Raw genomic sequence first — 17,394 nt, 5'->3', positions numbered from 1 at the left:
CTTTCAGGAGTGACGAAATGGCTGACAAAAGAGAAGTGGTGGTTCTGAGCGCCGTGCGCAGTGCGGTGGGTACCTTCAACGGCGCGCTTGCCGGCATGGAGCCGGCTGAACTTGGCGGCGCGGTGTTCAAAGAGGCGATTGCCCGTTCCGGCGTGGATCCGAAGCAGATCAGCTTCGCCACGGTCGGCAACTGCATTCCGACCGAATCGCGCTATGCCTATGTGGCGCGGGTGTCGACCATCCAGGCCGGCATGTCGATGGACTCGGTCGCGTTCGCGGTCAACCGCCTGTGCGGCTCGTCGCAGCAGGCCATCGTCAGCTCGGCGCAGGCCATCCTGCTCGGCGACGCCGATTTCGCCCTCGGCGGCGGCGTCGAGGTGATGTCGCGCGGCGCCTACCTGATGCCGACACTGCGTTCTGGCGCCCGCATGGGCGACACCCAGGCGATCGATGCCATGGTCGCCGTGCTGACCGATCCGTTCGGCGTCGGCCACATGGGCATCACCGCCGAGAACTTGGCGGTCAAGCACGGCATCACGCGCGAGCAGCAGGACGCCTTCGCCGTCGAGTCGCAGAACCGCGCGGCGAAAGCCATCGCCGAGGGACGCTTCAAGTCGCAGATCGCGCCGATCACCCTGAAGACCCGAAAGGGCGACGTGGTGTTCGACACCGACGAGCATCCGCGCGCCGGCACGACGATGGAAACGCTGGCCAAGATGAAGCCGGCCTTCAAGAAGGACGGCACGGTGACGGCCGGCAACGCCTCGGGCATCAACGATGCCGCCGCGGCGCTGATTCTGGCCGATGCCGCCAAGGCGGCGGCCGGCGGCCACAAGCCGATCGCCCGTCTGGTCGCCTACGCCATCGCCGGCGTGCCCAACGACGTGATGGGGGAGGGTCCGATTCCCTCGACCAAGGTGGCCCTGCAGAAGGCCGGTCTCACGCTCGACAAGATCGACGTCATCGAGTCCAACGAAGCCTTCGCCGTGCAGTCGCTGACCGTGGCCAAGGGGCTCGGCTTCGACCCGGCCAGGACCAACGTCAACGGCGGCGCCATCGCGCTCGGCCACCCGGTCGGCGCCACCGGCGCGGTGATCGTGACCAAGCTGCTGCACGAGCTGATCCGCATCAACGGCCGCTACGGCCTCGCCACCATGTGCATCGGTGGCGGCCAGGGCATCACGACGATCTGGGAACGCGTGTAACGCGGTTCCACGGACAGCAGTACGAAACGGGCCGGGCGACCGGCCCGTTTTCGTTTGCCCACAGGATTATTTGCGCTCGGAATAGGTGGGCAGGGTGATGCGGAAGGCCATGGCGAGCAGGCGCATGGCGAGTACGACGGCCATGCCGCTCCAGGCGGCGGCGACCTCGGATACCCCGAGCATCTGGAGGCCGATCAGCGCCAGCGCGCCGGAAAAGGCGGCGGAGGCGTAGAGCTCTCCGCGCACGAAGACCAGCGGCACCTGGTTGCAGAGCACGTCGCGCAGCACGCCGCCGACGACGCCGGTGATGACGCCGAGCAGGCAGGCCACCAGCCAGGGTGCCTGCCATTCCAGCGAGACCTGCGTGCCGACGATGGTGAACAGCGCCAGGCCCACCGCATCCGGAATCAGGAACAGGCGCGGCGGCAGGCGCAGGCCGCGCACGGCGAAGAAGACGACAAGCGTCGTCGCCAGCGCGACGACCAGGTAGGTCTGGTCGGCGATCCAGAACACCTGTCGGTCCAGCAGGAGGTCGCGCACCGTGCCGCCGCCCAGCGCGGTGGCGCTGCCGACCATGACCACGCCGACGAGGTCCATCTGCTTGCGGCCGGCGTCGAGGACGCCGGTCAGGGCGTTCACCGCGACGGCGGCCAGGCCGATCCAGTAGAGGAGGTTTTCCATGCGAGGCCGAGTTTAGCGTTTTCGCCGCCGTGCTGCAGCGACTGACTTTCGGCTTCGGCCGCCGCTTCGCGGCCAGACCGCGGCCCTGCCGAGGTTGGCCTGCGCCGAAAGTCAGCCGGGCCCCGTTCGCCGAGTCGGAGCGGCTGACTTTTTCCGGCTACTTCCCGCAGGAAGTGCAAAGCGCATGAAACTGCTCCAGGCGGCGTGGCGCGATGCTCCCCGCGGCGACGGCGGCGCGCAGGGCGCAATCGGGCTCGCGGTCGTGGCGGCAGTCGCGGAAGCGGCACTTGTCGAGATGCGGATGGAACTCGCGGAAGCCCTGCTCGATCTCGGCGCGTGTGAGGTGGGCCAGGCCGAATTCCTGCATGCCGGGACTGTCGATGAGGCTGGTGTCCGCGTCCAGACGGTAGAGCCGGGCGTGGGTGGTGGTGTGCTTGCCGGAGTCGAGCGCCTCGGAGATCTCGCGCACGGCGGCCTGCGCCTCGGGCAGCAGGGCGTTGATGAGGGTGGACTTTCCCATGCCGGATTGCCCCACCAGCACGCTGCACTGCCCGGCCAGGTGGGGACGCAGCGCCTCCGCGCCCCGCCTGGCGCTCAGCTCGATCACCGGATAGCCGAGATCGCGGAAAGGGGCGAGCTGCCGTCGCGCCGCATCGAGGCGGTCGGCAAGGTCGGCCTTGTTCAGCACGATCACCACGCACAGGTGCTGTTGCTCGGCGGCGACGATGCAGCGCGTCACCAGCTCGTCGCTGAAGCTCGGCTCGGTGGCGACGACGATGACAGCCTGCGTGGCGTTGGCTGCGAAGAGCTTCTGGCGGAAGGCATCGCTGCGGTAGAGCAGGCTGCGGCGCGGCATGACGGCGGCGATGACGCCGTGGTCCGGCGCCGACAGTTCCACCGTGACGCGGTCGCCGCAGGCGACGTGGCTCTTCTTGCCGCGCGGGTAGCACAGGGCGAGGCCGCCGTCGTCCAGTGCGATTTCGTATTGCCTGCCGAAGGCGGCGACGACGGTGCCGGCCTGGCTCAAGGGCGGGGCAGCGCTTCGATCTTCGCCGCGCAGATGAGGTCGTTGAGGGAGATGCCACCGACGGAATGCGTCGAATAGGCGATGCGGCAGCGGCTGTAGCCGAAGGCGATGTCGGGGTGGTGGTCCTGCTCCTGCGCGATGCGCGCGACGGCATTGACGAAGGCCAGCGTCTCCTCGTAGCCGGCAAAATCGAAGGACCTGGCGATGGCCTCGCCGTCCCGTGCCCAGCCGGGCAGCAGGGCGAGCAGGGCGTCCAGCCGTGCCGCGTCGAGGCGATGGCCGGCGCCGGAGAGCGGCACGCACTGGCCTTGGGCGAGTTCCTCGCGGGTCATGCTACTTGAACTTGTAGTACTGCCGGTTGAGATAGGCGGCGGCATGCTCCTCCTCCTCGGGGAACCAGCCGGCATTCACCTGTGCATTGCAGGCGGCGATGCGCTGCAGCAGCGCCTTCGGCGTCTGGATCTTGCGGTCGATGCGCGTGTAGATGTCGGAACCATTGCCGCCGGCGAGGCGCTGGTGGCAGGCGATGCACTTGGCGTCGTGCAGCTTCTTGCCGGCTGCGGCGTCGCCCTTGGGAAAAGGATCGGCCGTCGCCGTCAGCGGCAGCAACAGCAGGAGCAACAGGGACGTTCTGTTCATGGGCTTCTCCTACGCGGTCTGCAGGCGGGCGATGCGTGCCGCCGCCGGCGGGTGGGAATCGTAGAACGAGGAGTAGAGCGGATCCGGCGTCAGCGTCGCCGCGTTGTCCCGATAGAGCTTGACCAGTGCGGCGACGAGGTCGCCCGCGCGGGTCTGTTCGGCGGCGTAGGCATCGGCCTCGTATTCATGGCGGCGCGACAGTGCGCTCATCAGCGGCGATAAGGGAAAGGCGAACACCGGAATCGCCAGCGAGAACAGCACCAGCGCCGGCGCGGTGCCCTGCGAACGCATGCCGAGCCCCTCGTAGAACCAGGACGCATCGATCAGGCTGCCGAGCAGCCAGAGGAAGGCGAAGCTCGCCAGCGCCAGCAGGCCGACGCGCTTCCAGACGTGGCGGCGCTTGTAGTGTCCCAGCTCGTGGGCCAGCACTGCCTCGATTTCCTCCGGTGCCAGCTTGTCCAGCAGGGTGTCGAAGAAGACGATGCGCTTGGCGCGGCCGAAACCGGTGAAGTAGGCGTTGCCGTGGGCCGAGCGCTTGGAGCCGTCCATGACGAAGAGCCCGCTCGAGCGGAAGCCGCAGCGCGTCAGCAGCGCTTCAATGCGGCTGCGCAGGGATTCGTCGACGAGCGGCGTGAACTTGTTGAAGAGCGGCGCGATCACGGTCGGATAGATGAGCAGGACCAGCAGGTTGAAGCCGAGCCAGAACAGCCAGACGTAGAGCCACCAGTAGGCCCCCATCCTTTCCGTCAGCCACAGCACCGCCGCGACCACCGGCAGGCCGATGAGTGCGCCGAGCAGCGCACCCTTGGCGAGGTCGACGAGGAAGAGGCGCAGGGTCATCTTGTTGAAGCCGAAGCGCGCCTCTACGACGAAGGTGCGATAAAGCGAGAAGGGCAGGTCGACGAGGGAACTCAGCACGGCGAGGCCGGCGATGAAGGCCAGGCCGTGCGCGAGGCCGCCGAGGCCAAGCGTTGTCCAGCCGTCATGCATGTCTTGCAGGAGACCGCCCAAGGTAAGTGCCAGCACGAAGATCGCGCCGGTTACGACATCCGCCATCGCCAGGCGCACCCTGGCCGTGGTGTAGTCGGCGGCGCGCTGGTGGGCTTCCAGGGTGATGGTGTCGTGGAAGGCTGCCGGCACCGCGCCGCGATGGGCAGCGACGTGACGGACGTGACGCCGTGCCAGCCAAAGGCGCAGTGCGGTGGTCAGGCCGAGGGCAGCCAGGAACAGCGAGGTGAAGGCGTCGGTCATCGCGGGGCCATGAAAGGATATGAACTGTGACAGAATGCGGGCTTTCCAGTTCTCGCGAAATTATGGCACAGGACCCCAACAACCTCATCTGGCTGGACATGGAAATGACCGGCCTCGACCCCGACCGCGACAGGGTCATCGAGATCGCCATGGTGGCGACCGACAGCGCGCTCAACACCCTGGCCGAGTCGCCGGTGGTGGTGCTCCACCAGCCCGACGCGGTCCTCGATGCCATGGACGACTGGAACAAGAGCACCCACGGCAAGTCGGGGCTGATCGACAAGGTGCGCGCCTCGGCGACCGACGAGGTGGCGGCGACGGAGATCCTGCTGGCCTTCATGCGCGAATACGTGCCCGAGCGTACCTCGCCGATGTGCGGCAACTCGATCTGCCAGGATCGCCGCTTCATGGCACGCTGGCTGCCCGGCCTGGAGGCGTATTTCCATTACCGCAACCTCGACGTCAGCACGTTGAAGGAGCTGGCGCGGCGCTGGAAGCCGGAGGTCTACAAGGGCGTGGTGAAGAAGGGCGCGCACACGGCGTTGGCGGACATCCACGAGTCTATCGAAGAATTGCGCTACTACCGCGACAATTTCATCAAGTTGTAATTACGTTTTCCGCCAGGCGCGGATGGCGGCGAGCAGGCCGGCGGTGGAGGCGTCGAACGCCCCTTCGCCCGATAGCAGCTTTGGCAGGATTTCGCGCGCCATCTGCTTGCCGTGCTCGACCCCCCACTGGTCGAAGCTGTTGATCCCCCAGAGGCAGCCCTGCACCGCCACCTTGTGCTCATAGAGGGCGACCAGGCTGCCCAGGGTGCGCGGCGTGAGATCCGGCATCAGCAGCGTCGTGCTGGGCTGGTTGCCGGGGCAGGCAAGATGTGGCGCCAGGCGCACTGCTTCCGTTTCGGGTTTTCCGACGGCGATCAACTGGCGTTTCACTTCCTCGATCGTTTTGCCTTTCATTACGGCGGCGCTTTGCGCCAGCGCATTGGCGACCAGGGCTTCCTGCTCCGGATTGGCGTCGCCGACCGGAACGATGAAGTCGATCGGCGTCAGCCGTGTCCCTTGATAGAAGAGCTGATGGAAGGCGTGCTGGCCGACCGAGCCGGCCATGCCCCAGAGGATGGGGGCGGTGTCGCAGCCGACATCAGCGTTGTCGAGGGTGACGCGCTTGCCGTTGCTCTCCATCTCGAGCTGCTGCAGGTAAGCCGGCAACAGACCGAGGCGGTGGGCGTAGGGAATGACGGCGAGCGATTCGGCGCCGAGGAAGTCGATGTTCCACAGGCCGACGAGGGCCATCAACACGGGCAGGTTTTCGGCGAAGGGTGCAGACAGGAAATGCTCGTCCATCGCGCGCGCGCCGGCGAGCAGGTCCAGGAAGGCGTCCATGCCGATCGCGCAGGCGATCGGCATGCCGATGGCCGACCACATCGAGAAGCGCCCGCCGACCCACTCCGCCATGGCGAGGCAGTTCTCCGCCGGGATGCCGAAGGACTGCGCCGCGGCGAGGTTGTTGCTGACGGCGAGGAAATGCCGCGCCGGGTCGGCGCCGTCGAGCCAGGCCTTGGCGGCGCGGGCGTTGGCCAGCGTCTCTTGCGTCGTGAAGGTCTTCGAGGAGACGATGAACAGCGTGCGCGCCGGGTCGAGGTCGCGCACCGTGTCGGCGAACTCCGCCGGATCGATGTTGGCGACGAAGCGAACGGCGAGCTTTGGATCGGCATAGGTGCCGAGCGCCTGGACGGCCATGCGCGGGCCGAGGTCGGAGCCGCCGATGCCGAGATTGACCACGGCATTGATGGGCTCTCCGCCGCTACCGCGCCAGGCGCCGGAGCGGATGGCTTCGCTGAGTTCGCGCATGCGCTTGCGCGTGGCGGCCACCTCGGGCAGCACATCCTTGCCACCCACGCGGCAGGAGCGCTCGGCGCGCAGGGCGATGTGCAGGGCGGCGCGGTTTTCCGTGGCGTTGATGGCCTCTCCGGCGATCATGCGGCGCAGGAAGCCGGCCAGATCGCGCGCCTCGGCCAACATGACGAGCAGAGCGAGCGTTTCGGCGGTGAGGCGCTGCTTGGAGAAGTCCGCCAGCAGATCGCCGCAGCGCAGCGACAGGCGAGCGAAGCGCTGCGGATCGGCGGCGAAAAATTCGTTGAGATGCCGCCCCGCCAGCGCCTTGCGATGCGTGGCGAGCGCCTGCCATTGCGGGGTCTGGGTGAGCGGCGTCATTTCCTGGCGTAGAGTCGGAAGCGTTCGTTGCGGTCGCTGGGGCGGCCGCCTTCCCAAATCTTGCGCCAGCCCGCGCCCGGCGGCAAGACTTCCTTTTGCGCCGTGCCCTGGATCAGGAAGAGCCGGCATTGCGCGGCGGCACGGCTGCCTTCGCGCAGCGTTTGTATTCCGGCGAAGTAGTGGAAGGCGGCCCGCTGGGTGCTGCCGAGTCCGCGGCCGGCGATGCAATTGCTCCCCGCCGGCACGGCAGCCTTGAGGGCCGCGGCAGCGCCGCGGTAACTCCTGTCGTAATCAAGCAAGGGTAACCACAAGGCCATGAGCAGCCCCCAGCAGAGCGTGACGCCGGCGGCCCAATGTGCCGTGCCGCGCTGGGGCGTGCGTGGGCTGCGAAAGATCAGCCAGAGCCAGGCAAAAGTCAGTCCCAGCGAGACGGCGAAGGCGGGAACCGAGAAGTGGGCGACGAAGCCGGGCTCCAACCTGGCGAAATTCTTGGCGATCTGCGCCGGTATACCAGTGACCATTGCAAGCCAGCCCAGCCAGATCAGGCCGGCCAGCAGGGTGAAGGTCATCATGCCGAACCAGTCGAAGGCGTTGGCGGCGCCGCGCCGCAGCGACAGCGTGGCGGGTGCGGCGAGCAGCATCAGCGGCGGCAGCAGCGGCAGTGCGTTGAGGCTGCGCGGGTCGGAAAAGACGCTCTGAACGGCGAGCAGGACCAGGAAAGAGGTCAGCGGAATGAGCGTGCGCGGCTCGCGCAGCCGGCGCCGCTCCTTCCAAAGCGTCCATAGCGCCAGGGGCAGGGCCGGCCAGGCGAACCAGCCGATCAGCTTGAGGAAATTCCACAGAACCTGCGGCACATTGGAGGCCGTCCGAAGCTCCGCCAATTCGTAGTACCACCAGTGGCCGAGGGAGGCAGGGTGCTGCCAATGCAGCGCCAGCGGCCAGGAGAGGATCAGCGGAGCCGCCACTGCCAGCGCGGTGAGCATCCCGCGCGCGGACTGCGCTGTGCGCAAATGCGAAGAGATCAGGGGCAGCAGCATGAGCAGCGGCCCGAGCATGATCAGGGCGGGCAGGCCGGCGGCGAGGAAGCCGAGTCCCAGCGCGGCACCGGCAACGACGCCGCCGCGAAGCGGGCGCTGCGGCAGCAGTGCCAGGCCGTAGTAGATTGCGGCGGTGGCGGCGAGGAAGGCGATGGCTGGCTGCGTTTCGTGGGCATGCACCAGCAATCCCAGACAGCCGATGGCGACCAGGGCGGCGCCGCGTGCGGCTTCGGCGCCGATGAAATGGCGCGCTGCACCCGCGAGGCAGAGGATCATGAGGCCGGCGTACAGGCCCGAGGCGAGGCGTGCGGCATCGTGCAGGGGCAGGATGAAGCCAAAAAGCCAGCCGAGCAGCGCGGCCGTCCAGTGGTAAAGCGGAGGCGAATCCAGCCAGATTTCCCCGGCCATGCGCGGCAGCAGCCAGTGGCCGTCGTCAAGCATGGAATACACCACGCCGATATGCGTGACGTCATCGCCTTTCCAGGGGTCGTGGCCGACCAGTCCGGGCAGGAGATAGAGCGCGCAGAAGGCGATCAGTACGGCGCCGCGCGGCGGGAAGGCGAAGGGCAGGCGCGGCAGGGGCATTGTCGTCGGTTTCGGGTTGTTATACGCCGGCGATGGGATTTTACCTGCTCCGAAAAGAAAGAAAGGCAGCCGAAGCTGCCTTTTCGCTGCCTAGCCGCCAGATCAGGCGGCGGCCTGCTTCTTCGTGCCGTATTTCTGGCGGAAGCGCTCGACGCGGCCGGCGGTGTCGACGATCTTCTGCTTGCCGGTGTAGAAGGGATGGCAGGCGGAGCAGACTTCGACATGCAGCGGCTTGCCGCTGGTGGAGCGGGTCTTGAACTTGTTGCCGCAGCTGCAGGCGACATCGATCTCGACGTAATTCGGATGGGTATCGGCTTTCATGGGGTTCCTCTGTCAAACAGGGGGACGGCGAATGTGGCCGTCCGAAAATCAAGCATTATCCCTCAAAATCATGGGCTTTGCAATCCGGGGCTCAGCCTCTGCGCATGGCGTCGAAGAATTCCGCGTTGTTCTTCGTTGCCCGGATCTTGTCGAGCAGGAATTCCATCGCCTCGAGGTCGTCCATGTTGTAGAGCAGCTTGCGCAGTACCCAGACCTTTTGCAGGATCTCCGGCTTGAGAAGGAGTTCCTCGCGGCGCGTGCCCGAGCGGTTGACGTTGATGGCCGGGTAGACGCGCTTTTCCGCCATGCGCCGCTCGAGGTGGATCTCCATGTTGCCGGTGCCCTTGAACTCCTCGTAGATGACGTCGTCCATGCGGCTGCCGGTGTCGATCAGGGCGGTGGCGATGATGGTGAGCGAGCCGCCTTCCTCGATGTTGCGGGCGGCACCGAAGAAGCGCTTCGGTTTCTGCAGGGCGTTGGCGTCCACGCCACCGGTCAGCACCTTGCCGGAGGCCGGCACCACGGTGTTGTAGGCGCGCGCGAGGCGGGTGATGGAGTCGAGCAGGATGACGACGTCCTTCTTGTGCTCGACCAGGCGCTTGGCTTTCTCGATGACCATTTCGGCGACCTGGACGTGGCGCGAAGCCGGCTCGTCGAAGGTCGAGGCGACCACCTCGCCCTTCACCGAACGTGTCATCTCCGTCACTTCCTCGGGGCGCTCGTCGATGAGCAGCACGATCAGGGCGACGTCGGGGTAGTTGGCGGTGATGGCGTGGGCGATGTGCTGCATCATCACCGTCTTGCCGCTCTTCGGGCTGGCCACCAGCAGGCCGCGCTGGCCCTTGCCGATCGGCGCGATCATGTCGATGACGCGCGAGGTGATGTTCTCCTCGGCGCGGATCTCGCGCTCCAGCTTGAGCACCTCGGTCGGATGCAGCGGCGTCAGGTTCTCGAAGAGGATCTTGTTCTTCGAGTTCTCCGGCGGCTCGTTGTTGACCTTGTCCACCTTGACCAGGGCGAAGTAGCGCTCGCCATCCTTCGGCGTGCGGATCTCGCCCTCGATGGAGTCGCCCGTGTGCAGGTTGAAACGGCGGATCTGCGAGGGGGAGACGTAGATGTCGTCGGTGCCGGCCAGATAGGAGGTGTCGGGCGAGCGCAGGAAGCCGAAGCCGTCGGGCAGCACCTCCAGGGTGCCGTCGCCGAAGATGCTCTCGCCCTTCTTGGCGCGGTTCTTGAGAAGAGCGAAGATCAGTTCCTGCTTGCGCAGCCGGCTGGCGCCGTCGATCTCGCTGGCAATGGCCATGTCGAGCAACTGGCTGACGTGGAGAGTTTTGAGCTCCGATAAGTGCATAAGGACCCAGAGGTGGTGATGTAGCGAAACGGAAAGGAGAACTTGGAAAGTTCGGGGGAAAAGGTTTGGGGTTTGAAACCGAATCCGCGCCGCCGTAGAACCGTTTTTTTTCTGCCGCGGCGCGGGGAAGACTTAGGCGGACTGTAAGTCTTTCAGAGGTTGCTGTCAATAAAGGCGGTCAACTGCGATTTGGAGAGGGCGCCGACCTTGGTCGCCTCGACGTTGCCGTTCTTGAACAGCATCAGCGTCGGGATGCCGCGAATGCCGAACTTGGCCGGCGTCTCCTGATTGTCGTCGATGTTGAGCTTGGCCACCTTGAGCTTGCCGGCATACTCCTTGGAGACGTCGTCCAGGATCGGGGCGATCATCTTGCACGGACCGCACCATTCGGCCCAGTAGTCCACCAGGACGGGAGTGGCCGATTGCAGCACCTCGGACTCGAAGTTGGCGTCGGTGACGTAATGAATGTGCTCGCTCATTGTTTCCTCGCAATGGTATTGGGTGGCCGGCCGCCTGTGCGCCGGGAAAGATCAAGGGTCGTGATGCGGTAGTGCAGGAATAAAAGCCGGGGTTTGCTAGGCTGCTTTTTGCTTGTGCCGGCTATCGTAGCGAAAAAGCCGCCGCAAGGGAAGAGAAAGGGAATCGACGCCGGAGGGGCGCCTTGCCCTATGCTAATATCCGCATACACAATCCTGATTCCGCCATCCCTTAGAACACGAAGGAACACCGCCATGACTTATGTGGTGACCGAAGCCTGTATCAAGTGCAAGTACACCGACTGCGTGGATGTCTGCCCGGTCGATTGCTTTCGTGAAGGTCCCAATTTTCTGGTCATCGACCCCGATGAGTGCATCGATTGCACCCTTTGCGTGGCCGAATGCCCGGTCGAGGCCATCTATGCCGAGGACGACGTGCCCGATGCGCAGAAGCATTTCACGGCGCTGAATGCGGAGCTGGCCAAGCTGTGGAAGCCCATCGTCGAACGCAAGGATCCCTTGCCCGATGCGGACGAGTGGGCCAAGGCGAAGGACAAGCTGGACAAGCTGGAACGCTGAATTTCCGCGCTGGCCATGCCCGAGGCCGCGCGCCCCGTCATCACCCATCGCATCCCCGCCTCGGCGGACTTCGTCGCTGACTGCGCTTTTCGCATCGTCGAGGTCTGCCGGGCGCAACTGCCTGACCTGTCCCCGCTCCTGATCGTATTGCCCAGCCCGGCCCTGGCGCCCCCTTTGCGCCAGGCCTTGGCGGCGGCCTCCGGCTGCGCCCTGCTGCTGCCGCGCATCGCTACCCTGGCCCAGCTGGCGGCCGTCGCCAATGCCGGCGGCCAGCCGGACAGCCAGCGCCAGCTGACGCTCTACCGGCTGCTGCGCGAGCGCGGCTGGTTTGCCGACAGCGCCCTGTGGGAGATCTGCGCTGAACTGATCTCGCTCTTCGACGAGCTGAACGAGCGGGCCATCGGCCTGCCGCAGAACGAGGACGAATTCCTTGCCCGCCTTGAGCAGGCCTACGATGCACGCGGCTCGCAACCCCTGCGCTTCGAGGCTGAGGTGGTGCACCGTCTCTGGCGGGCAGAGGCCTCCGGCCCCCCTGGCCGCCATGCCGCCATGGCGCAGGCGCTGGCGCAGCTTGCCGGGAAGGCGGCAGCACCGCTGTTTATGCTGTGCGAGGGTGAGCCGCGGCCGGTCGAGGCGGCCTTCTGCCAGGCATGGGCGGTGCGGCAGGCCGTGACGGTTTTCCAGCCGCAGCGGGATGATGTCGCCGAACCGCTGATGCGGGCGCTGAATTTCGTCTGGCCGCCCGGTACAGACGAACCGCTGCCGCTGGCTGCGCGGGCCGAGGTCGCGCGCACGGCCCTGCCGGAGAGCTCGCTGGCAGGACGCCTGCGGCTGATCGGCGCCGCCAGCCTGGAAGAGGAAGCTGCGGCCGTTGCCGCCGAGGTGCGTCGCTGGCTGGCCGCCGGCCGGAAATCCATAGCCCTGGTGGCGGCCGATCGCGTGGCGGCAAGGCGTGCGCGGGCGCTGCTCGAGCGCGACGGCATTCTGGTGCAGGACGAAACAGGATGGAAGCTTTCCACCACGCGGGCGGCAGCTCTCGTTGATGCCTGGCTGGAGGTGGTGGCGGCCGACGCCTATCATCGCGACCTGCTCGACCTCCTCAAATCCCCCTTTGTCTTCGCAGACCAGCCGGAGGAGTCGCGGCAGGCCGGCCTGCTGCAGCTCGAGGATGGGCTGGCGCGCCACAACCTGGCCTATGGCCTCGGCCGCTATGAGGCGGTGCTGGCGCGGCAAGCCGGCTACGGCGCTGCGGTCGACCTGATCAAGCGCGTGGCGGCGGCGCGCCGCCCCATGCCGCGCGGCAGCGCCCCGGTTGCCGACTGGCTTGCCGGGCTGGAACAGGCGCTGGATGCGCTCGGCGCCTTGCCCGGACTGGCGTGCGACGAAGCCGGGGCGGCCCTGCTCGAGTTGCTGCGCACGCGGCGAGAGGAGCTGTCCGCCGTATCGGCGCGACTGACTTTCGGCGAGTGGCGCGAGTGGCTGAATCGCGAACTCGAAAGCGCGGCCTTCGTCGACCGCAGCATCGACAGCCCGCTCGTCATGACCCATTTGGCGGCCACCCGGCTGCGTCGCTTCGATGCGGCCGTCCTCATCGGTGCCGACCGCGACAATCTGGCACCCGTGCGCTCCCGCGCCGTGTTCGGCAGCCAGGCGGTGCGCGTCGAACTCGGACTGTCGCTGCCGGCAGAAGCGGTGGCGCGCCTGCGCGATGACCTCGCCGGCCTCATCGTCTCCAGCGGCGAGGTGACGGCCACCTGGCAGACGATGCGCGGCGACGAAGCCAACCTGCTGTGCCCGGAGCTGAGCCTGCTGTCGGTGCTGCACCGGCGCGCCTGGGGCGACGACCTGATGGCCGCGCCGGATGCCGGGATCAATGCATTCGGACCGCAACCTGGCGGCGGCACGAGCATGCCGCGCCCCGCTGCGCCGCAACGGGTGCCGCTGCGCCTGTCGGCCAGCGCCTATGCCAGCCTGGTGGCTTGCCCCTACCAGTTCTTCGCGCGCCGCATGCTCGGCCTCGTCGAGGTCGAGGAAGTGCGCGAGGCGCTGGAAAAGCGCGATTACGGCGAATTCGTCCACCGCATCCTGCAGCGCTTCCATGCCGCGCATCCACGGCTGTCAGGGCAGTTGGATGAGGCGCTGGCGGCTGAACTGGAAGCGGTCAGCCACGAGGTGTTTGCGCCCGAAATCGAGGAAAACTTCCTCGAGCACGCCTGGCTGGCGCGCTGGCTCAAGTGCGCGCCCGGCTACCTCGGCTGGCAGAAGGCGCGCGAGGCCGCCGGCTGGCGCTACGCCGGGGGCGAACTGGTACGCGAAATCGCCCTGCCCCTGGGCGACGGCGGCGAGGTGGTGCTGCACGGCCGCGTCGACCGCCTGGATCGCCGGGCCGACGGCAGCGAGGCGGTACTCGACTACAAGACAAAGAATGCACAGGGACTGAAGCAGCGTCTCGCCGACCCGGCAGAGGACGTACAACTGGCGTGTTACGCCCTCCTGCAGGGCGTACGGGTGGACGAGGCGGCCTACGTTGCCCTGGACGGCGACAAGCCCGTCGACGTGCCTCTGCCCGACGTGCAAAACATGGCTCGCGCGCAAGCAGCGCGGCTGGCGGCCGCCATCGAGGCGCTGCGGGCCGGCGCCGCGCTGCCGGCGCATGGCGTCGATGCGGCCTGCGCCTGGTGCGAGATGCGAGGCCTGTGCCGCCGGGATTACCACATCGGGGAGCCGTCATGAGCGGCGCGGACCTGATTCGCCAGGCCCTCGACCCGCGCCAGTCCGTGGTGGTGGAGGCCTGCGCCGGCAGCGGCAAGACCTGGCTGCTGGTGTCGCGCATCCTGCGCCTGCTCCTCGACGGCGCCGCTCCGGGCGAGATACTCGCCATCACCTACACGCGCAAGGCGGCGCGCGAAATCGAGGAACGCCTCTCGGACTGGCTGCGCCTGCTCGCTGTCGGCAGCGACGACGAAGTGCGCGACTTCCTGCGCCAGCGTGCGGTGCCGCCGGAGGAGATCGATGCTGCGCTGGCGCGCGCGCGCGGCCTCTATGAGCGGATGCTGTCCGCCCAGCCACCGCTGACCGTCAGCACCTTTCACGGCTGGTTCGCGCGCCTGGTGCAGGGCGCGCCGCTGTCCAGCGACCTGGCCGGCTTCGTCCTGCATGAGGCCGGCGCCCGCCTGAAGGACGAGGTGTGGCAGCTCTTCGCGGCGGCCTGCGGCCGGCGCAACGATGCGGCGGCGGCCTCCCTGCTGTGGCTGCTGCAGCATCTCGGCCTGGAGGCGACCCGCAAGCTGCTGTTCCACCTGTCCGACCGGCGCGCCGAATGGCATGCCTATGCGGGGGAGGGCGAGGCCGCGCCGGCGCGGGCCCTGGCCGGCCTGCGCGAGTGCCTCGGCGTCGGGGAGACGCCCGCCGCCATCGACGGACTGCTGGCCGACGAGTTGTTCATGCGCAAGCTGCACGAGTACGCCGGCATCCTGCGGCGCAGCGACCTCGACAGCGAGTTGCAGGTGGCGGCCCGACTGGAATCGGCGTTTGCCACCGACGACAATGCAGCGCGATTCAACTTGGTCGCCGCCGCCCTGCTGACCGAGAAAGGCACGCTTCGCAAGCGCAAAGAAAGCAAGGAGGCGAACAAGCGTTTCGGCGCCGCCGCCGCCCGCCTGCTCGAGCTGCATGCATGGCTGGGCGAGCGGGTGCTGGCGACAGCGGATGCCCGACGCGAGGAGCAGGCCTACGAGCTGAACGTGCACGCCTTTACCGCCGGCATGGCCTGGATGGAGGCGCTCGAACAATACAAGCGGGAACGCCGGCTGATGGACTTCGCCGACCTCGAATGGCATGTCTCGCGCATGCTCGCCGATGCGTCATACGCCGCCTTCCTGCAGGCGCGGCTGGATGCGCGCTACCGGCACATCCTTCTCGACGAGTTCCAGGACACCAATCCGCTGCAGTGGCAGATCCTGCTGGCCTGGCTGGCCGCCTACGGCGCGCCGGACGCGGCCCGGCCGCGCGTCTTCGTCGTGGGGGATCCGAAACAGTCGATCTACCGTTTCCGCCGTGCCGAGCCGCGCGTCTTCGACTGCGCCGCCGATTTCCTGCGGGCCGATTATGGCGCGCGGATGCTGGCCAACGACACGACGCGGCGCAATGCGCCGAGCCTCATCGAGGTGGTGAACCGCGTCTTTGCCGACGCGCCGCAGTTCGCCCATTTCAGGACGCATCGCAGCCTGAACGAAACCCTGCCCGGCCGCGTGGAATTGCTGCCCCTGTGCGCACGGGAAGCGGGCGAGTCCTTGTCCGCCCAACTGCGCGATCCCCTGGTTTCACCGCAGGCGGTGGCGGAAGATGGCCGCCGCCGCGACGAGGCGGCTCTGCTGGCGAGGCGCGTCGGGGAGATGGTCGGCCGCTGGGCTGTGATCGATCAGAACAGCGGGCGTCCGCGTCCGGCGCGCTACGGCGACATCATGGTGCTGACGCGCCGGCGCGGCGTCCTGCCCGAATTCGAGCGGGCGCTGCGCGCCGCGGGCATTCCCTATCTCAGCGTCGGCCGCGGCGGCCTGCTGCGCACGCTCGAAGCCGCCGACCTGACGGCACTCATGCGTTGCCTGGTGGCCACGGCGGACGACCTGTCCCTCGCCCACGCCCTGCGCTCGCCCACGCTGGGGGCGAGCGACGAAGACCTGCTGCACCTGGCCGGGCGCGATGAGCCGAACTGGTGGCAGCGTCTGCAGACGAGCGCGCAGGAGGGCGCGGCTTCGGCGGTGCTGGCCCGTGCCGCCCGCCTGCTGGCCGGCTGGCGGGAAGCCGCCGCGCATCTTCCGGTGCATGATCTGCTCGACCGCGTCTACCACGAAGGCGACGTCGTTGCGCGCTATCGCGCCGCGGCACCGGAAGCCATGTGGCCGGGCGTGGCGGCCAACCTCGAGGCCTTCATCGCCCTGGCGCTGCGCCTCGATGCCGGGCGCTATCCGAGCCTGCCGCGCTTCCTCGATGAACTGGCGCGGCTGGGCGGGGCGGGAGACGAGGAGGCGCCGGACGAGGGAACGATCCAGGCAGCGGAAGCCGGCGACCGCGTGCGCATCCTGACCATCCATGGCGCCAAGGGGCTGGAGGCGCCGATCGTCTGGCTGATCGACGCCCACAACGCGCACCAGCCGCCGGAGGCCTGGTCGCTGCTGCTCGACTGGCCGCCGGAATCGGCGCGGCCGGCGCACCTGTCGGTGCTCGGGCGCAAGGATGAATGCGGTGCGCGCCGGTCGGCGTTGATCGAAGCCGAGGCGGACTTTGCCGCGCGCGAGGAACTCAACCTGCTGTATGTGGCGATGACGCGGGCACGCCAGTTCTTCATTGCCAGCGGCGTTGCCGCCGAGCGCAGCAGGACAAAAACCAGTTTCTGGGAACGCATCGGGGCGGCGCTTGCCGCCCTCGGCAGCGGCGAGGGTGTGCACGGCGAGGCGCCGGCGCTGGCGCACGCGCCCCCCCCTGCCGTGTCGCCCCCGACCGCGCCGCCGCAGCATTTGGCCTTTGGCCCTGCGGGACGGAGACGTGAGGCGGCCAGTCCCGGCATGGCCTACGGTACGCAACTTCATGCGGCCCTCGACTGGCTCAGTTCCGGAGGCGATGACGGTCGGCCGCCGCAGGGCATCCCGGCGGCCGACTGGCCGGCGTTCCGCTCGGCAGCCCGGGCCATCCTCGATGCGCCTCGGTTGAAGGCATTCTTCGATCCGGCAGCTTACCGGCGGGCGCTCAACGAGGCCGAATTTGCACTGCCCGACGGGAGCGTGGGGCGGATCGACCGGCTGGTCGAGATGCCGGATGGCTTCTGGGTGCTCGACTACAAGAGCGGCCGACCGGAAGCGGCCCTGCAGGAAGCCTATCGTGCGCAGATGGAAGGGTACCGGGCTGCAGTCGGTGCGCTCTTCCCGGGCCGTCCGGTGCGCTGCGGGCTGGTTTTCAGCGACGGCGGGTTCGTGGAAATTTAGAGTAAATACTCTTTCCCGGCCGGTCGCAATCGACTAAGATGA

At 67.6% G+C, this 17,394-nt stretch carries 15 protein-coding genes; 5 read left to right on the top strand and 10 right to left on the bottom strand.

Features of this window, described 5'->3' with window-relative positions:
• Nucleotides 1–17: 17 nt before the first annotated feature.
• Nucleotides 18–1,205, top strand: a complete 1,188-nt coding sequence (locus ROZ00_08175; GenBank protein MDT3736184.1) for an acetyl-CoA C-acyltransferase family protein — start codon at nucleotides 18–20, stop codon at nucleotides 1,203–1,205.
• A gap of 66 nt (nucleotides 1,206–1,271) precedes the next feature.
• On the opposite strand, the gene ROZ00_08170 is transcribed toward ROZ00_08175, so the two are convergent.
• The 5 genes from ROZ00_08170 to ROZ00_08150 form a co-directional block, all read right to left on the bottom strand.
• Nucleotides 1,272–1,886 (bottom strand): trimeric intracellular cation channel family protein, encoded by a 615-nt coding sequence (locus ROZ00_08170; GenBank protein ID MDT3736183.1) that lies wholly within the window; start codon nucleotides 1,884–1,886, stop codon nucleotides 1,272–1,274.
• Between the two features lie 157 nt (nucleotides 1,887–2,043).
• Nucleotides 2,044–2,913, bottom strand: a complete 870-nt coding sequence (rsgA, locus tag ROZ00_08165; protein MDT3736182.1) for a ribosome small subunit-dependent GTPase A — start codon at nucleotides 2,911–2,913, stop codon at nucleotides 2,044–2,046.
• Nucleotides 2,910–3,245, bottom strand: coding sequence for a 4a-hydroxytetrahydrobiopterin dehydratase (locus ROZ00_08160; GenBank protein MDT3736181.1), 336 nt, complete (start codon nucleotides 3,243–3,245; stop codon nucleotides 2,910–2,912). Before ROZ00_08160 ends, rsgA begins: the two co-directional genes overlap by 4 nt.
• A 1-nt stretch (nucleotide 3,246) precedes the next feature.
• Nucleotides 3,247–3,552 carry a c-type cytochrome gene (locus ROZ00_08155; GenBank protein MDT3736180.1) on the bottom strand — a complete coding sequence of 102 codons (306 nt, stop codon included), beginning with the start codon at nucleotides 3,550–3,552 and terminating at the stop codon, nucleotides 3,247–3,249.
• A gap of 9 nt (nucleotides 3,553–3,561) precedes the next feature.
• Nucleotides 3,562–4,803 carry a M48 family metallopeptidase gene (locus ROZ00_08150; GenBank protein ID MDT3736179.1) on the bottom strand — a complete coding sequence of 414 codons (1,242 nt, stop codon included), beginning with the start codon at nucleotides 4,801–4,803 and terminating at the stop codon, nucleotides 3,562–3,564.
• A 62-nt stretch (nucleotides 4,804–4,865) separates the two neighbouring features.
• Here ROZ00_08150 and orn point away from each other — a divergent pair, with 62 nt between their 5' ends.
• Entirely contained in the window at nucleotides 4,866–5,411 is a 546-nt protein-coding gene (gene orn / locus ROZ00_08145) for an oligoribonuclease (GenBank protein MDT3736178.1), read from the top strand.
• On the opposite strand, the gene pgi is transcribed toward orn, so the two are convergent.
• The 5 genes from pgi to trxA all read right to left on the bottom strand — a co-directional run bounded on the left by pgi (nucleotide 5,412) and on the right by trxA (nucleotide 10,795).
• Nucleotides 5,412–7,022 carry a glucose-6-phosphate isomerase gene (pgi, locus tag ROZ00_08140; GenBank protein ID MDT3736177.1) on the bottom strand — a complete coding sequence of 537 codons (1,611 nt, stop codon included), beginning with the start codon at nucleotides 7,020–7,022 and terminating at the stop codon, nucleotides 5,412–5,414.
• Nucleotides 7,019–8,644: a glycosyltransferase family 39 protein gene (locus ROZ00_08135; GenBank protein ID MDT3736176.1), complete on the bottom strand. Its 1,626-nt coding sequence runs from the start codon at nucleotides 8,642–8,644 to the stop codon at nucleotides 7,019–7,021. The genes pgi and ROZ00_08135 overlap by 4 nt, the downstream gene beginning before the upstream one ends.
• Nucleotides 8,645–8,746: 102 nt before the next feature.
• The gene (gene rpmE, locus ROZ00_08130) at nucleotides 8,747–8,965 is read right to left on the bottom strand and encodes a 50S ribosomal protein L31 (GenBank protein MDT3736175.1); all 219 of its coding nucleotides are present in this window, start codon (nucleotides 8,963–8,965) and stop codon (nucleotides 8,747–8,749) included.
• A 91-nt stretch (nucleotides 8,966–9,056) separates the two neighbouring features.
• Nucleotides 9,057–10,316: a transcription termination factor Rho gene (gene rho, locus ROZ00_08125; protein ID MDT3736174.1), complete on the bottom strand. Its 1,260-nt coding sequence runs from the start codon at nucleotides 10,314–10,316 to the stop codon at nucleotides 9,057–9,059.
• 152 nt (nucleotides 10,317–10,468) lie between these two features.
• Entirely contained in the window at nucleotides 10,469–10,795 is a 327-nt protein-coding gene (gene trxA, locus ROZ00_08120) for a thioredoxin TrxA (protein MDT3736173.1), read from the bottom strand.
• Nucleotides 10,796–11,047: 252 nt separating this feature from the next.
• On the opposite strand from trxA, the gene ROZ00_08115 reads away from it, so the two are divergent.
• The 3 genes from ROZ00_08115 to ROZ00_08105 are packed head-to-tail and all read left to right on the top strand — an operon-like array spanning nucleotide 11,048 to nucleotide 17,352.
• Nucleotides 11,048–11,371 carry a ferredoxin family protein gene (locus tag ROZ00_08115; protein MDT3736172.1) on the top strand — a complete coding sequence of 108 codons (324 nt, stop codon included), beginning with the start codon at nucleotides 11,048–11,050 and terminating at the stop codon, nucleotides 11,369–11,371.
• Between the two features lie 15 nt (nucleotides 11,372–11,386).
• Nucleotides 11,387–14,104, top strand: a complete 2,718-nt coding sequence (locus ROZ00_08110; protein MDT3736171.1) for a PD-(D/E)XK nuclease family protein — start codon at nucleotides 11,387–11,389, stop codon at nucleotides 14,102–14,104.
• Nucleotides 14,101–17,352: a UvrD-helicase domain-containing protein gene (locus ROZ00_08105; protein MDT3736170.1), complete on the top strand. Its 3,252-nt coding sequence runs from the start codon at nucleotides 14,101–14,103 to the stop codon at nucleotides 17,350–17,352. Before ROZ00_08110 ends, ROZ00_08105 begins: the two co-directional genes overlap by 4 nt.
• Nucleotides 17,353–17,394 lie beyond the last annotated feature (42 nt).

It is taken from the genome of Denitratisoma sp. (assembly GCA_032027165.1).
Lineage (GTDB): Bacteria > Pseudomonadota > Gammaproteobacteria > Burkholderiales > Rhodocyclaceae > Desulfobacillus.
This window is presented reverse-complemented; position numbering and strand designations above follow the sequence as displayed.

Excerpts from the sequence above, each read along its gene's own strand:
- ROZ00_08175 (MDT3736184.1), top strand. The coding sequence starts at position 18 with ATGGCTGACAAAAGAGAAGTGGTGGTTCTGAGCGCCGTGCGCAGTGCG.
- ROZ00_08170 (MDT3736183.1), bottom strand. The coding sequence starts at position 1,886 with ATGGAAAACCTCCTCTACTGGATCGGCCTGGCCGCCGTCGCGGTGAAC.
- ROZ00_08160 (MDT3736181.1), bottom strand. The coding sequence starts at position 3,245 with ATGACCCGCGAGGAACTCGCCCAAGGCCAGTGCGTGCCGCTCTCCGGC.
- ROZ00_08155 (MDT3736180.1), bottom strand. The coding sequence starts at position 3,552 with ATGAACAGAACGTCCCTGTTGCTCCTGCTGTTGCTGCCGCTGACGGCG.
- ROZ00_08150 (MDT3736179.1), bottom strand. The coding sequence starts at position 4,803 with ATGACCGACGCCTTCACCTCGCTGTTCCTGGCTGCCCTCGGCCTGACC.
- orn (MDT3736178.1), top strand. The coding sequence starts at position 4,866 with ATGGCACAGGACCCCAACAACCTCATCTGGCTGGACATGGAAATGACC.
- pgi (MDT3736177.1), bottom strand. The coding sequence starts at position 7,022 with ATGACGCCGCTCACCCAGACCCCGCAATGGCAGGCGCTCGCCACGCAT.
- ROZ00_08135 (MDT3736176.1), bottom strand. The coding sequence starts at position 8,644 with ATGCCCCTGCCGCGCCTGCCCTTCGCCTTCCCGCCGCGCGGCGCCGTA.
- rpmE (MDT3736175.1), bottom strand. The coding sequence starts at position 8,965 with ATGAAAGCCGATACCCATCCGAATTACGTCGAGATCGATGTCGCCTGC.
- rho (MDT3736174.1), bottom strand. The coding sequence starts at position 10,316 with ATGCACTTATCGGAGCTCAAAACTCTCCACGTCAGCCAGTTGCTCGAC.
- trxA (MDT3736173.1), bottom strand. The coding sequence starts at position 10,795 with ATGAGCGAGCACATTCATTACGTCACCGACGCCAACTTCGAGTCCGAG.
- ROZ00_08115 (MDT3736172.1), top strand. The coding sequence starts at position 11,048 with ATGACTTATGTGGTGACCGAAGCCTGTATCAAGTGCAAGTACACCGAC.
- ROZ00_08110 (MDT3736171.1), top strand. The coding sequence starts at position 11,387 with ATGCCCGAGGCCGCGCGCCCCGTCATCACCCATCGCATCCCCGCCTCG.
- ROZ00_08105 (MDT3736170.1), top strand. The coding sequence starts at position 14,101 with ATGAGCGGCGCGGACCTGATTCGCCAGGCCCTCGACCCGCGCCAGTCC.